14 protein-coding genes are annotated in these 13,289 nt (G+C 66.0%); 9 read left to right on the top strand and 5 right to left on the bottom strand.

Going from position 1 to position 13,289, the window contains the following annotated elements:
* Positions 1-7: 7 nt before the first annotated feature.
* The 5 genes from mmsB to B6K69_RS06840 all read right to left on the bottom strand — a co-directional run bounded on the left by mmsB (position 8) and on the right by B6K69_RS06840 (position 4,889).
* A complete protein-coding gene (gene mmsB, locus B6K69_RS06860; protein ID WP_108643256.1) occupies positions 8-1,207 on the bottom strand; it encodes a multiple monosaccharide ABC transporter permease in 1,200 nt (399 codons plus the stop codon).
* Entirely contained in the window at positions 1,207-2,736 is a 1,530-nt protein-coding gene (gene mmsA / locus B6K69_RS06855; RefSeq protein WP_108643255.1) for a multiple monosaccharide ABC transporter ATP-binding protein, read from the bottom strand. The genes mmsB and mmsA overlap by 1 nt, the downstream gene beginning before the upstream one ends.
* 65 nt (positions 2,737-2,801) lie before the next feature.
* Positions 2,802-3,881 carry a multiple monosaccharide ABC transporter substrate-binding protein gene (gene chvE, locus B6K69_RS06850; RefSeq protein WP_108644817.1) on the bottom strand — a complete coding sequence of 360 codons (1,080 nt, stop codon included), beginning with the start codon at positions 3,879-3,881 and terminating at the stop codon, positions 2,802-2,804.
* A gap of 163 nt (positions 3,882-4,044) precedes the next feature.
* Entirely contained in the window at positions 4,045-4,470 is a 426-nt protein-coding gene (locus B6K69_RS06845; RefSeq protein ID WP_108643254.1) for a PaaI family thioesterase, read from the bottom strand.
* Complete coding sequence (locus tag B6K69_RS06840; protein WP_108643253.1) at positions 4,467-4,889, bottom strand: PaaI family thioesterase; 423 nt, start codon at positions 4,887-4,889, stop codon at positions 4,467-4,469. Before B6K69_RS06840 ends, B6K69_RS06845 begins: the two co-directional genes overlap by 4 nt.
* A 101-nt stretch (positions 4,890-4,990) precedes the next feature.
* Between B6K69_RS06840 and B6K69_RS06835 the strand changes: the two genes are divergently transcribed.
* The 9 genes from B6K69_RS06835 to B6K69_RS06795 all read left to right on the top strand — a co-directional run bounded on the left by B6K69_RS06835 (position 4,991) and on the right by B6K69_RS06795 (position 13,283).
* Entirely contained in the window at positions 4,991-5,389 is a 399-nt protein-coding gene (locus B6K69_RS06835) for a MerR family transcriptional regulator (RefSeq protein WP_108643252.1), read from the top strand.
* Between the two features lie 139 nt (positions 5,390-5,528).
* Positions 5,529-5,939 (top strand): MerR family transcriptional regulator, encoded by a 411-nt coding sequence (locus B6K69_RS06830; RefSeq protein WP_107672321.1) that lies wholly within the window; start codon positions 5,529-5,531, stop codon positions 5,937-5,939.
* 37 nt (positions 5,940-5,976) lie between these two features.
* Positions 5,977-7,752: an acyl-CoA dehydrogenase C-terminal domain-containing protein gene (locus tag B6K69_RS06825; protein ID WP_107672322.1), complete on the top strand. Its 1,776-nt coding sequence runs from the start codon at positions 5,977-5,979 to the stop codon at positions 7,750-7,752.
* Positions 7,753-7,814: 62 nt separating this feature from the next.
* Positions 7,815-8,027: a hypothetical protein gene (locus B6K69_RS06820; protein ID WP_107672323.1), complete on the top strand. Its 213-nt coding sequence runs from the start codon at positions 7,815-7,817 to the stop codon at positions 8,025-8,027.
* Positions 8,028-8,296: 269 nt separating this feature from the next.
* The gene (locus B6K69_RS06815; protein WP_108643251.1) at positions 8,297-8,935 is read left to right on the top strand and encodes a glutathione S-transferase family protein; all 639 of its coding nucleotides are present in this window, start codon (positions 8,297-8,299) and stop codon (positions 8,933-8,935) included.
* Between the two features lie 10 nt (positions 8,936-8,945).
* Positions 8,946-10,157, top strand: coding sequence for an acetyl-CoA C-acetyltransferase (locus B6K69_RS06810; RefSeq protein WP_108644816.1), 1,212 nt, complete (start codon positions 8,946-8,948; stop codon positions 10,155-10,157).
* The gene (locus tag B6K69_RS06805; RefSeq protein WP_108643250.1) at positions 10,157-10,630 is read left to right on the top strand and encodes a cupin domain-containing protein; all 474 of its coding nucleotides are present in this window, start codon (positions 10,157-10,159) and stop codon (positions 10,628-10,630) included. Before B6K69_RS06810 ends, B6K69_RS06805 begins: the two co-directional genes overlap by 1 nt.
* Entirely contained in the window at positions 10,630-11,097 is a 468-nt protein-coding gene (locus B6K69_RS06800; protein ID WP_108644815.1) for a cupin domain-containing protein, read from the top strand. The genes B6K69_RS06805 and B6K69_RS06800 overlap by 1 nt, the downstream gene beginning before the upstream one ends.
* Positions 11,094-13,283, top strand: coding sequence for a 3-hydroxyacyl-CoA dehydrogenase NAD-binding domain-containing protein (locus B6K69_RS06795; RefSeq protein ID WP_108643249.1), 2,190 nt, complete (start codon positions 11,094-11,096; stop codon positions 13,281-13,283). The genes B6K69_RS06800 and B6K69_RS06795 overlap by 4 nt, the downstream gene beginning before the upstream one ends.
* Positions 13,284-13,289 lie beyond the last annotated feature (6 nt).

The raw sequence follows: 13,289 nt of genomic DNA, 5'->3' as shown, positions 1-13,289 counted from the left end.
CCCCCGCTTACTTGTTCTTGTTGTAAACGTCGAAGGCCACGGCGGCCAGCAGCACCAGCCCCTTGATCACCTGCTGATAGTCGATGCCGATCCCCAGGATGGACATGCCGTTGTTCATCACGCCCATGATCAGCGCGCCGACCACCACGCCGACGATCCGCCCGGTGCCGCCCGCCATGGACGCGCCGCCGATGAAGACCGCCGCGATCACGTCCAGCTCAAACCCGACGCCGGCCTTGGGTGTGGCGCTGTTCAGCCGTGCGGTGACGATCATCCCCGCCAGCGCCGCCAGCGCCCCCATGTTGACAAAGCACCAGAACACCAGCCGGTTGGTGCGGATCCCCGACAGCTTGGCCGCCTTTTCATTGCCGCCGGTGGCATAGATCCGGCGCCCCGCCGTCGTGTTCTCGGTGAAGAAGGCGTACAGCACCGTCAGCACCACCAGGATGACCAGCACGTTCGGCAGGCCCCGGAACTGCGCCAGCTTCCAGCCGACAAAGATCAGCGCGGCCGAAACCACCAGATTGCGCGCCCAGAACAGCGCCGGCGGCTCGGGCGCGATGCCGAATTCCACATCGCGTTTCTGCGCCCGCAGGCCCAGCCAGATCAGCACCGCCGCAGCGATCACCACCACCAGAACGGCCGTGCCATTCAGCCGGTCCATGCCCAGCAGCGCCTGATCCCAGTCGCCGAACAGGTCGGGGACAAAGCCGTTGGACATCGACTGGAACGCCTTGGGGAAGGGGCCGATGTTCTGCCCGCCCAGCAGCCACAGCGTCAGGCCGCGGAACACCAGCATCCCCGCCAGCGTCACGATGAAGGACGGGATGCGCCAGAACGCCACCCAATAACCCTGCGCCGCGCCGATCGCCGCCCCGGCCAGCAGCGTGACCGGGATCACCACCCAGACCGGCATCCCGGCCTTGACCGTCAGCGCCGCCGCGATGGCCCCGGTAAAGGCCGCGACCGACCCGACCGACAGGTCGATATGCCCCGATACGATCACCAGCAGCATCCCCAGCGCCATGATGATGACATAGCTGTTCTGCAGGAACAGGTTGGTGATGTTCTGCGCCGACAGGAAATCCACGTCGATCATCACCCGCACGATGACGGTGAAGAAGAACACGATGGCGACCAGCGCCACCAGCATCCCGTTTTCGCGCAGGTGCCCGCCCAGATGGGCGCCCAGTCCCTTTTCCGCCATCACGCAGCCTTTCCTGTCGTCCCGAGGATCATTCCCATGATCCGTTCCTGGCTTGCCTCGGCGCGGGTCAGTTCCCCCACCAGGCGGCCCTCATTCATCACATAGATCCGGTCGCACATGCCCAGAAGCTCGGGCATTTCCGACGAGATCATCACCACGCCGCGCCCTTGCGCGACCAGATCGTTCATCAACTGGTAGATCTCGAACTTGGCGCCCACGTCGATGCCGCGGGTGGGTTCGTCCAGGATCAGCACCTGCGGATCGGTGAACAGCCATTTCGACAGCACCACCTTCTGCTGGTTGCCGCCCGACAGGTTCACCACCTTCTGCAACACGCCCGGCGTGCGGATCGCCAGCGCGCGGCGGTAATCCTCGGCCACCTGTGCTTCGCGCCGCTTGTCCAGCACGCCGCGCAGCGCCACGCCGGCCAGGTTGGCCAGGCTGATGTTGCGCAGGATGGGTTCTTCCAGGATCAGACCCAGAACCTTGCGGTCCTCGGTCACATAGGACAGGCCCGCCGCGATGGCCTTCTGCACGGTCGAGACATCGACCGGCTGCCCGTTCATCCGCACGGTGCCCGTCTGGCCGCGTCCGTAGCTGCGGCCGAACAGGCTCATCGCCAGTTCGGTGCGCCCCGCGCCCATCAGCCCGGCGATGCCGACGATCTCGCCCCGCCGCACGGTCAGCGCGGCGTCATGGATCACCTGCCGGTCACGCTGTTCGGGGTGCCAGACCGACCAGCCCTTCACCTCCATCAGCACCTCGCCGACATTCGGCACCCGTTCGGGATAGCGGTGCGCCATGTCGCGGCCCACCATGTCGCGGATGATGCGGTCCTCGGAAATCTCGTCGCGGTCCATGGTCGAAACCGACCGCCCGTCGCGCAGCACCGTGATGCGGTCTGCCACGCGGGAAATCTCGTTCAGCTTGTGGCTGATGATGATCTGCGTCACCCCTTGCGCCTTCAGCTCCAGCATCAGGTCCAGCAGCTTTTCGCTGTCGTTTTCCTGCAGGGCCGCTGTCGGCTCGTCCAGGATCAGCAGGCGCACGTCCTTGGCCAGCGCCTTGGCGATCTCGATCAACTGCTGCTTGCCCACGCCCAGCTTGCCCACCGGCGTGGCGGGCGGTTCGTTCAGCCCCACCTTGGCCAGCCAGCCTTCGGTCTTCTGGAACGCCTCGGGCCAGTTGATCACGCCGCGCCGCGCCACCTCGTTGCCCAGAAACAGGTTCTCGGCAATCGACAGCAACGGCACCAGCGCCAGTTCCTGATGGATGATGATGATGCCCTTCGCCTCGCTGTCGCGGATGCCGCGCAGGGCCAGGGTCTCGCCGTCATAGACGATCTCGCCTTCATAGCTGCCCTGCGGGTAAACGCCGGACAGGATCTTCATCAGCGTGGACTTGCCGGCGCCATTCTCGCCGCAGATGGCGTGAATCTCGCCCGCCTCGACCGAAAGGTTCACATGGTCCAGTGCGCGCACACCGGGAAAGGCCTTGCCGATCCCGCGCATTTCCAGAAGAGCCGTCATCCTTCCCCCCACAAGGAAGCAGGCCCGCCCCGGGGTTCCGGGGCGGGCCAAACCGCAACAAACGCTTATTTCAACTGGTCGGCGGTGTAGTAGCCGGATTCCACCAGCACCTTCTCGATGTCGCCGACGCCCAGCGACATCGGTTCCAGCAGGTAGGACGGCACGACCTTGACGCCGTTGTCATAGGTGGTGGTGTCGTTGATCTCGGGCTCGCCGCCCTTGAGCACGGCATCCACCATCTTCACGGTCACCGCGGCCAGCGCGCGGGTGTCCTTGAACACGGTCGAATACTGTTCGCCCGCCATCATCGACTTGACCGACGGAATCTCGGCGTCCTGGCCGGTGACGCAGGGCATCTTCAGGTCGCCCGAGCCGTAGCCCACGCCCTTGACCGACGACAGGATGCCGATCGACAGCCCGTCATAGGGCGACAGCGCGCCGTTCAGCACCTTGTCGCCATAGTTGGCCGACAGAAGGTTATCCATCCGCGACTGCGCCACCGCGCCATCCCAGCGCAGCGTGCCCACGACATCCATCCCCATCTGCCCCGAGGGCACGGCGATCTCGCCCGCGTCGATCATCGGTTGCAGCACCGACATCGCGCCGTTGTAGAAGAAGAAGGCGTTGTTATCGTCGGGGCTGCCGCCGAACAGTTCCACGTTGAACGGCTTCTGGTCGGGGAAGCGTTCCTTCAGGCACTGCACCAGGCTGTTGGCCTGCAGCACGCCCACCTTGAAGTTGTCGAATGTGGCGTAATAGTCCACCGCGCCGCTTTCACGGATCAGCCGGTCATAGGCGATGACCTTGATCCCCGCGGCTTGCGCGTTTTCCAGCGCGTTCGACAGGGTGGTGCCGTCGATGGCGGCAATCACCAGAACATCGACGCCCTTGGTGATCATGTTCTCGATCTGCGCCAACTGGTTCGGAATGTCGTCTTCCGCATATTGCAGATCGGTGTCGTAGCCGGCGGCCTTGAACTGCTCGACCATCGAATTGCCGTCCGAGATCCAGCGCGACGACGATTTCGTCGGCATGGCGATGCCGACGGTGGGCTTGTCCTGTGCCAGGGCCGGCACGGTGGCGATGGTGGCGCTGGTGACCAGTGCGCTGGCCAGGGCCAGGGCGGCCCGTCTTGAGAGCGTCATGCTTTCCTCCCTAAAAAGCAGTTCTGCCATTTCTTGATGCAGCATGACACCAAAGCGTCATCCTGTCGCAGGATGACTCTTGCGATCAAAACCCATTACCGTCAAATTTGGATTCCCGAGAAGCGCATACCGAAAATGGTATGGCTGCGGTCGGGCGTCAGGATCAGGGCATCAGGAAATGCCCGTTGCCCTGCGCAAACAGGCGGGCCGGATCGTCCTGCCAGGCCTCGACCTGCACGCTGGCGTAACGCCGGCCCGAACGGTTGATGCGGGCGCGGGCGAAGGAATCCTTCGGCTGGCCCGCGCGCAGGTAATCGACGGTCAGGTCAATGGTCTTGGGCAGCGCAGACACCTGCACGCCCTCGCCAAGCCCGGCCCAGACCAGCCCGACGATGGCCGTCACCTCAAGAAAGGCCGCCGTCACCCCGCCATGCAGCGCGGGGATCACCGGATTGCCAATCAGATGCGGGGTAAAGGGCAGCACGGCGGTCAGCTCGTCGCCCGACCGTTCGAACCGCATCCCCAGGAATTGCAGATAGGGAATCCCCCCGGTCAGCCCGCGCAGGGCGTCCTCGCGTGCGTCGGTCATCGCGGCCGGTCCACCGTAAAGGCGCCGTGACCCATGGCCACCGGGCGCGTTTCATCGTCATCCGTCGCCACCACGCTGACAAAGGCGACCGAGCGCGTCACATGATGGCAATGCGCGCGGGCGCGGATGGTCTGACCGGGCGTGGCCGGGCGCATGTAGTCGATCCGCAGGTCCAGCGTCGCGGTCGAGGCGGGGCCCGCCGGATGCGACATGACCGCCGCCCCGGACGCGGTATCCATCACCGCGCTGACCGCGCCGCCATGGATCACCCCCGAGGCCGGATCGCCGATCAGCCGCGTGTCATAGGGCATGGCGATCACCGCCCGCCCGTCCCCGATCTCCTCCACCCGCAGCCCCAGCGCCGCCGCATGGGGCAGGGCTTCGATGAACTGGCGGGCGATGCGCGTGATCTCGGTCATGGCGCCATGAAACCCAGCCGCCCGCGAAGTGCAACCCCACCGCACGCCAACCGTTGCGTCACGCCCGCGGTTGGCCCTAGGCTGCGGCCAGGAGGATCCCCATGACCGACGCGACACGTCTCAGCTTCAAGGAAATGTGCGCGAAGTTCGACGTTACTCCCCGCACCTTGCGTTATTACGAGTATATCGAGCTTCTGTTCCCCGAAAAGGAGGGCCGCTCCCGCTTCTACGGCCCCCGCGAAATTGCCCGCATGAAACTGATCCTGCGCGGCCGCCGCTTCGGTTTTTCGCTGGAGGAAATCCGCCAATGGCTGCTGATCTACGGCAAGAAGGGCGAACGCCCGCAGCTTGAGGCCTGGCTGCAACTGGCCGACCGGCAACTGGGCGAACTGGATCGTCAGCGCGCCGAGCTGGACACCACCATCGCCGATCTCAAGGCGCTGCGGGCCACCGCGGTGGAAGAGATGGACCGCCTGCCGAAGGGCGGGGCAGGGGCCTGACGCGCCCCGCCCCGGCTGACCGAACGTCAGCGTCCGGCGTGACGTGACGTTACGCTGACGTTAACGTCAACCGCCCTGTTAGACAGTCTCGACGGCGCCCATCCTGTTTGGGAGATGCGCCTTTGCCAGCGAGATTGAGATGACCGCCCGCACCGACGATCACATGACGATCCGCCAGATGTGTGACGCCTTCGAAGTCACGCCGCGGACCCTGCGTTTCTATGAGGCGAAAGAGCTGATTTCGCCGCTGCGCGAAGGGGCCCGGCGGCTTTACACCCGGCGCGACCGCGCCCGGCTCAAGCTGATCCTGCGCGGTAAGCGCTTCGGGTTCAGCCTGGAAGACATTCGCCAGACGCTGGACCTGTATGACCGACAGGGCACCAACTTGCCGCAGATGGAACATACCTTCGCCCTGGCCTGTGAACGGCTGGCCATCATGGAGGCGCAGCGCGCCGAACTGGACGAGGCGATTGCCGAACTGAAAACCGAACTTGCGGCCGGCGCCACGCTGATTGCCGAAGTGAAACGCGGTGGCACCGCCGCCGCCTGACGCCGCTGCCACCAGGACTTTGAGGGAGAGAGAGACGATGCCCGGTTATACCGCCCCCGTAAAGGACATGCAGTTCCTGCTGCACGACGTGCTCAAGGTCACCGATTCGGGAATTCCCGGCTATGCCGACCTTGATGAAGGCTTCACCGCCGCCGTTCTGGAAGAGGCCGGCAAGGTGGCATCCGACCTGCTGGCCCCGCTGAACGCCGTGGGCGACCAGCAGGGCTGCGTGCTGGAAAACGGCGTGGTGCGCACGCCGGACGGGTTCCGCGCGGCCTTCGCCTCGATGCGCGAAGGCGGCTGGACGGCGCTGGACGGCCCCGAGGAATTCGGCGGTCAGGGCCTGCCCTACATCATGAACACCGCCGTGAACGAAGGCTTCGTTTCGGCCAACATGGCGTTCAACATGTATCAGGGCCTGACCCATGGCGCCTGTTCGGCCATTCTGGTGCATGGCAGCGCCGAACAGAAGGCCACCTACGCGCCGAAGCTGATTTCGTGCGAATGGACCGGCACGATGAACCTGACCGAGCCGCATTGCGGCACCGACCTTGGCCTGATGCGCACCCGCGCCGAGCCGCAGGCCGATGGCAGCTACCGCATCACCGGGCAAAAGATCTTCATCTCCGCCGGCGAACATGACCTGGCCGAGAACATCATCCACCTGGTCCTGGCCAAGGCCCCCGGCGGCGGCGAAGGCACCAAGGGCATCTCGCTCTTCATCGTGCCCAAGTTCCTGGTGAACGCCGACGGCAGCCTTGGCGCCCGCAATGCGCTGCGCGCCGAGCGGCTGGAACACAAGATGGGCATCAACGGCAGCGCCACTTGCGTGATGGGCTTCGAAGGGGCCACCGGCTATCTGCTGGGCGACCTGCACAAGGGGATGCGGGCGATGTTCACCATGATGAACGAAGCCCGCCTCGGCGTCGGCCTGCAAGGCTATGCCGTGGCCGAAAGCGCCTATCAGGCCGCCGTCGCCTATGCCCGCGAACGCCTGCAGGGCCGCGCGGTGACCGGCACCAAGAACCCCGACGGCCCGGCCGACCCGCTGATCGTGCACCCCGACATCCGCCGCAGCCTGATGGACCAGAAGAGCTTTGTCGAAGGCGCCCGCGCCCTGACCTACTGGGGCGCCAGCCTGATCGACCGCGCCCACCGGCTGAACGACGCCGATGCCGACGGCCTGATCGGCCTGCTGACCCCGGTCATCAAGGGCTTCCAGACCGACAAGGGCTTCGACGCCGCGGTGCAGGCCCAGCAGGTGTTCGGTGGCCATGGCTACATCGAGGATACCGGCGTCTCGCAATTCGTCCGCGATGCCCGCATCGCCATGATCTACGAAGGCGCCAACGGCGTGCAGGCGCTGGATCTGGTCGGCCGCAAGCTGGCCACCGATGGCGGCAAGCATGTCATGGCCTTCTTCGACCTGATCAAGGCCGAGGTGAAGGCGCATGACGGCGACGAGCGGATGAAGCCCTTCGCGGAAGCGCTGAAAACCGCCTCCAAGCAGATGCAGCAGGCGGCGATGTTCTTCATGCAGAACGGCATGAAGAACCCCGACGCGGCGCTGGCGGGTTCGACCGACTTCCTCCACCTTGCCGGCCATGTCTGCATGGGCCTGATGTGGACGCGGATGGCCAAGGCCGCCTTCACCGCGCTGGACGAAGGCCGCGGCGACGCCGACTTCCTGAACGCCAAGGTGACAACGGGCCGCTACTACATGGCCCGCCAGATGCCCGCCTGCGGGATGCACCTTGCCCGCATCGAAAGCGGCGCCGATCCGGTGATGGCCTTGCCGGCCGAGGCGTTCTAACCTGCGGGGGGCAAGGCCCTTGCCAAAGGGGCTTTGCCCCCAGCCCGACCGGAGGTTCCCAGATGCCCAAGCGTTTCCGCCTGACCCGCCGCTTCCCCGTCGCCATGACCGAGGACGGCTATCGCCGGCTGAAACGCTTTGCCGCCGAGGCCGGGCTGGACGAGGGCGAGGCGCTGTCCTTCCTGTTCGAACATTTCGACAGCGTGACCGATCAGGACACCCTCGCCCACCGGCTGCGCCTGTTCAATTCGGAGCTGGAGGCGCGCAAGGGCTAGGGCAGGGCGGGCGGACCCGGCGGATGCCTCCGGCGGGGGTATTTGGACCAAGATGAAGATGGGTCCACCCCGTTCCGACTGTCCGTCCTGGCTATACGGGGCTTCGGAACGGGGCTTCACCTCGGGCGGTCATCGGCTCCCCAGCCTGTACCGCCGGTCAAGACTACGAGGCACTGGTTAACGAACCGTTGCTTCATCTTGGCCCAAATACCCCGCGGGGGTCCGGGGGCGCAAAGCCCCCGGTCCGCCGCCGCCACAGGGAGGAAACGATGACAGCGCAGCTCTGGTGCTTTGGTGAAAGCGGCAACGCGGCGAAGGTGGCGCAGATGCTGACCCTGACCGGCACCGCCTGGCAGCCGGTCTTCGTCAACTTCTTCGCCGGCGAGGCACGCAGCCCCGCCTTCCGCGCGATCAACCCGATGGGCGAGGTGCCGGTGCTGCGCCTGGACGGCCGCACGCTGACGCAATCGGCGGTGATGCTGCGCCACCTGGCCCGCAAGACCGGCCAGTTCGGCTGGGCCAGCGAGGAGGAAGAGGACGAGATCCTGCGCTGGCTGTTCTGGGACAATCACAAGTTCTCGGCCCAGATCGGCACCACCCGCTTCCTGATGAACTTCCTGCCGCCCGAGAAGCGCCCCGAACAGGCGATCGCCTTCCAGCAGGGCCGGCTCAAGGCCGCCTATGCCGTGCTGGAGGACCATCTTGCCAGCCGCGACTGGGTGGCGAACGGCCGCCCCAGCATCGCGGACCTGTCGCTGGCCTCCTATCTTTACTACCCCGAACCCTTCGGTTTCGCCCGGGCCGACTGGCCGCGGATCGACGCCTGGATGAGCCGCCTTTCCGCCCTGCCGGGCTGGAAACACCCCTATGACCTGATGCCGCGGGCCTTTCCGCCCGCCACCGCCTGAGGAGATGACCATGACCGAAGCTTTCATCTATGACGCCGTCCGCACCCCGCGCGGCAAGGGCCGCCCTGATGGCTCGTTGCACGAGGTCAGCTCGGTGGCGCTGTCTGCCGGCCTGCTGAACGCGGTCAAGGATCGCAACGGCCTGACCGGCCATGCGGTGGAAGACGTGATCTGGGGCAATGTCACCCAGGTCGGCGAACAGGGCGGCTGCCTGGCCCGCAGCGCGGTGCTGCTGTCGGATCTGGACGAATCCATTCCCGGCCTTGCGATCAACCGCTTCTGCGCCAGCGGGATGGAGGCGGTGAACATCGCCGCCAACCAGGTGAAGGGCGGCGCCGGCCGGGCCTATATCGCCGGCGGGGTCGAGATGATGGGCCGGGTTGCCATGGGCAGCGACGGCGCGGCCATCGCCGTGGACCCGACGCTTGCGATGAAAACCTATTTCGTTCCGCAGGGCATCTCGGCCGACATCATTGCCACCGAGTATGGTTTCACCCGCGAACAGGCCGATGCGCTGGCCGTGGAATCGCAGCGCCGCGCCGCGGCCGCCTGGAAGGACGGGCGCTTTTCCCGCTCGGTCGTGCCGGTCAAGGACCGCAACGGCCTGACCATCCTGGACCGCGACGAATACATGCGCCCCGACACCACGCTCGAGGCGCTGGGGGCGCTGAAGGCCAGCTTCAAGGACATGGGCGAGGTGATGCCCGGCTTCGACAAGCTTGCGATGATGAAATACCCGCATCTGGAGCGGATCGAGCATATCCACCATGCCGGCAATTCCAGCGGCATCGTGGACGGGGCCGCCGCCGTGCTGATCGGCAATGCCGAGTTCGGCCGCGACCACGGTCTGAAGCCGCGCGCCCGCATCCGCGCCACGGCCAAGATCGGCACCGATCCGACGATCATGCTGACCGGCCCGGTTCCGGTGACCGAAAAGATCCTGCGCGACAGCGGCATGTCCATCAAGGACATCGACCTGTTCGAGGTGAACGAGGCCTTCGCCAGCGTCGTGCTGCGCTTCATGCAGGCCTTCGATGTGGACCCGGCGCTGGTCAACCCCAATGGCGGCTCCATCGCCATGGGCCACCCGCTGGGCGCCACCGGCGCCATCATCATCGGCACCCTGCTGGATGAGCTGGAGCGCACCGGCAAGGGCACCGGCCTTGCCACGCTCTGCATCGCCTCGGGCATGGGCGCGGCCACCATCATCGAGAGGGTGTGATGCCCAAGCTGAACCCCGAAGACGCCCCGCTGCGCACCGGCTCGATCTACCCCGAGCCCTATGCGGCGATGGTGCGGGGGCGGTCCTCGCGCCGGCTGGGCGATCTGGCCGGGCTGACGCAGTTCGGCGCCAATCTGGTTCGGCTGGAGCCGGGGGCGGTGGCGTCGCTCCGCCACTGGCACCTGAACGAGGATGAATTCGCCGTGGTCCTGACCGGCACGCTGGTGCTGGTCGAGGACGAGGGCGACATCCCGATGGGACCGGGCGAATTTGCCGGCTGGAAGGCGGGGGTGGCCAATGGCCACCGTTTCGAGAACCGCTCGGACGCGCCGGCCACCTTCCTGATCGTCGGCACCAAGGCCCCGCGCGAGGTGGCGACCTATTCCGATGTCGATTTCCGCATCCAGATGGAAGCCGGCCAGCCGCCGCGCTTTACCTATCGCGATGGCAGCGATTGGGCGGGGCCGCGCTGATGCCAAAGGTGACGCTGCCCGCGTTTGAAACCGACGACAGCCCGCATGTCATTCTGGGCAGCGGGCTTGGCCCCTATCGCTATCAGCTCATCTCCGATCCCGGCGGTCTGACCCAGTTCGGCGCCTTCATCGAGGAACTGGCCCCCGGCTCGGCCTCGGGTTTCCGCCACTGGCACGAGACCGAGGACGAAATGGTGCTGATCCTTTCGGGCGAGGCGGTGCTGGTCGAGGACAGCGAAACCACTCTGCGCCCCGGCGATGCCGCCTGCTGGCCTGCGGGAAACCCGGTCGGCCACCGGCTTGAAAACCGTTCGGACGCCCCTGTCCGCTATCTCGTCATCGGCACCCGCAATGCGTCGGATGTCATCCATTACACCGATCACGACCTGATCACCCACAAAGAGGGCAAGGCCCGCCGCTACCTGCACCGCGACGGCACGCCCTACCCGCAAGGAGGAAAGAAATGACCGATTTCACCATGCAGACCGGCCCCGATGGCGTGGCCGTCATCACCTGGGACGTTCCGGCCAAGTCGATGAACGTCATGTCCACCGCGGGCTTTGCCCTGCTGTCGGATCTGGTCGATCAGGCGCTGGCGGACCCTGCGGTCAAGGGCATCGTCATCACCAGCGGCAAGAAGGATTTTGCCGGCGGGATGGACCTGAACGTCATCGCCCAGATGCGGGCCGGCGGCGCGCAGGCGATCTTTGACGGCGTGATGACCATGCACAAGGTTCTGCGCAAGATCGAACTGGCCGGCATGGACCCCAAGACCAAGAAGGGCGGCAAGCCGATTGCCGCCGCCCTGCCGGGCACCGCACTGGGCATCGGGCTGGAACTGCCGCTGTCCACCCACCGCATCTTTGCCGCCGAAAACCCCAAGGCCAAGATCGGCCTGCCGGAAATCATGGTCGGCATCTTCCCGGGCGCCGGCGGCACCACCCGCCTGGCCCGCAAGATGGGCGCCATGATGGCCGCGCCCTTCCTGCTGGAAGGCAAGCTGTCGGACCCCAAGGCCGCCAAATCCGCCGGCCTGATCGACGAGGTGGTGCCGGCCGACGAACTGCTTGCCCGCGCGAAGGACTGGGTGCTGAACGCCAAGGACGCCGATCTGGTCAAGCCCTGGGATGACAAGGGCTACAAGATGCCGGGCGGCGCGCCCTATCACCCCGCCGGCTTCATGACCTTTGTCGGCGCCAATGCCATGGTCATGGGCAAGACGATGGGCGTCTATCCTGCCGCCCGCGCCCTGCTGGCCGCCGTCTACGAAGGTGCGCTGGTGCCCTTCGACGCCGCCCTGCGGATCGAGGCGCGGCACTTCACCAGCGTGCTGATGAACCCCTCCTCCAGCGCGATGATCCGCTCGCTGTTCATCAACAAGGAGGCGCTTGAGAAAGGCGCGAACCGGCCCAGGGTCGCCGATCAGGCGGTGAAGAAGGTTGGCATCATCGGCGCCGGCATGATGGGCGCCGGCATCGCCTATGTCAGCGCCAATGCCGGGATCGAGGTGGTGCTGATCGACAACAGCCAAGAGGCCGCCGACCGCGGCAAGGCCCATTCCGAAGGCCTGCTCGACAAGGGCATGAAGCGCGGCAAGGTCACGCCCGAGAAGAAGGCCGAGGTTCTGGGCCGCATCACCGCCACCACCGATTACGCCGCCCTTGCCGGGGCTGACCTGATCGTGGAAGCGGTGTTCGAAGACGTGGGCGTCAAGGCCGAGGTCACGAAGAAGGTGCTGGCCGCCACCGGCCCCGACACCATCTTCGCCACCAACACCTCGACCCTGCCGATCACCCAACTGGCCAAGGCGTCGGACAAGCCGGCGCAGTTCATCGGCATCCACTTCTTCAGCCCGGTCGACAAGATGAACCTTGTCGAAATCATCAAGGGCCGCGAAACCGGCGAGGTGGCCGTTGCCAAGGCGCTGGATTTCGTGCGCCAGATCCGCAAGACGCCCATCGTGGTGAACGACGCGCGGTTCTTCTACGCCAACCGCTGCATCATCCCCTATATCAACGAAGGCATCCGCATGGTCGCCGAAGGGGTCGAGCCGGTTCTGGTGGAAAACGCGGCCAAGCTGGTTGGTATGCCGCTGGGGCCGCTGCAACTGGTGGACGAAACCTCGATCGACCTTGGCGTCAAGATCGCCAAGGCGACCAAGGCCGCCATGGGCGCCGATTATCCCGATGGCGCGGTCGATGACGTGCTGTTCTGGATGGCCGATCAGGGCCGCCTTGGCCGCAAGTCGAACGCGGGCTTCTACGCCTATTCCGACAAGGGCGAACGTCTGGCCCTGTGGGAAGGGCTTGAGGCCAAGTATCCGCAGGACAAGATGCAGCCCAGCCTGACCGATGTGCAGCACCGCCTGCTGTTCGCGCAGGTGCTGGAAGCGGTCCGCGCGCTTGAGGAAGGCGTGCTGACCGACATCCGTGAAGGCGATGTCGGCGCCATCCTTGGCTGGGGCTTCGCTCCCTGGTCGGGCGGCCCGTTCTCGTGGCTGGACATCATCGGTGCCGCCCGCGCGGTGGAAATCTGCCGCGGCCTGACCGCCCAGTTCGGCCCGCGCTTCCACGCGCCGGCCCTGCTGCGCGACATGGCCGAGAAGGGTGAAACCTTCTACGGCCGCTTCGGCGGCGAAAAGCGCGCGGCCTGACCCGGC

The sequence above is a fragment of the Pseudogemmobacter blasticus genome (assembly GCF_003071405.1).
Lineage (GTDB): Bacteria > Pseudomonadota > Alphaproteobacteria > Rhodobacterales > Rhodobacteraceae > Pseudogemmobacter > Pseudogemmobacter blasticus.
The sequence above is the reverse complement of the archived record's forward strand: the minus strand, read 5'-3'. Positions and strand labels throughout refer to the sequence as shown.

What these genes read in the sequence shown, in the direction of transcription:
- B6K69_RS06820 (WP_107672323.1), top strand. Translation starts at nt 7,815, where the DNA reads ATGCCCAAGCGTTTCCGCCTGACCCGCCGCTTCCCCGTCGCCATGACC.
- mmsB (WP_108643256.1), bottom strand. Translation starts at nt 1,207, where the DNA reads ATGGCGGAAAAGGGACTGGGCGCCCATCTGGGCGGGCACCTGCGCGAA.
- B6K69_RS06825 (WP_107672322.1), top strand. Translation starts at nt 5,977, where the DNA reads ATGCCCGGTTATACCGCCCCCGTAAAGGACATGCAGTTCCTGCTGCAC.
- B6K69_RS06840 (WP_108643253.1), bottom strand. Translation starts at nt 4,889, where the DNA reads ATGACCGAGATCACGCGCATCGCCCGCCAGTTCATCGAAGCCCTGCCC.
- B6K69_RS06835 (WP_108643252.1), top strand. Translation starts at nt 4,991, where the DNA reads ATGACCGACGCGACACGTCTCAGCTTCAAGGAAATGTGCGCGAAGTTC.
- B6K69_RS06815 (WP_108643251.1), top strand. Translation starts at nt 8,297, where the DNA reads ATGACAGCGCAGCTCTGGTGCTTTGGTGAAAGCGGCAACGCGGCGAAG.
- B6K69_RS06830 (WP_107672321.1), top strand. Translation starts at nt 5,529, where the DNA reads ATGACCGCCCGCACCGACGATCACATGACGATCCGCCAGATGTGTGAC.
- chvE (WP_108644817.1), bottom strand. Translation starts at nt 3,881, where the DNA reads ATGACGCTCTCAAGACGGGCCGCCCTGGCCCTGGCCAGCGCACTGGTC.
- B6K69_RS06805 (WP_108643250.1), top strand. Translation starts at nt 10,157, where the DNA reads ATGCCCAAGCTGAACCCCGAAGACGCCCCGCTGCGCACCGGCTCGATC.
- B6K69_RS06795 (WP_108643249.1), top strand. Translation starts at nt 11,094, where the DNA reads ATGACCGATTTCACCATGCAGACCGGCCCCGATGGCGTGGCCGTCATC.
- B6K69_RS06845 (WP_108643254.1), bottom strand. Translation starts at nt 4,470, where the DNA reads ATGACCGACGCACGCGAGGACGCCCTGCGCGGGCTGACCGGGGGGATT.
- B6K69_RS06810 (WP_108644816.1), top strand. Translation starts at nt 8,946, where the DNA reads ATGACCGAAGCTTTCATCTATGACGCCGTCCGCACCCCGCGCGGCAAG.
- B6K69_RS06800 (WP_108644815.1), top strand. Translation starts at nt 10,630, where the DNA reads ATGCCAAAGGTGACGCTGCCCGCGTTTGAAACCGACGACAGCCCGCAT.
- mmsA (WP_108643255.1), bottom strand. Translation starts at nt 2,736, where the DNA reads ATGACGGCTCTTCTGGAAATGCGCGGGATCGGCAAGGCCTTTCCCGGT.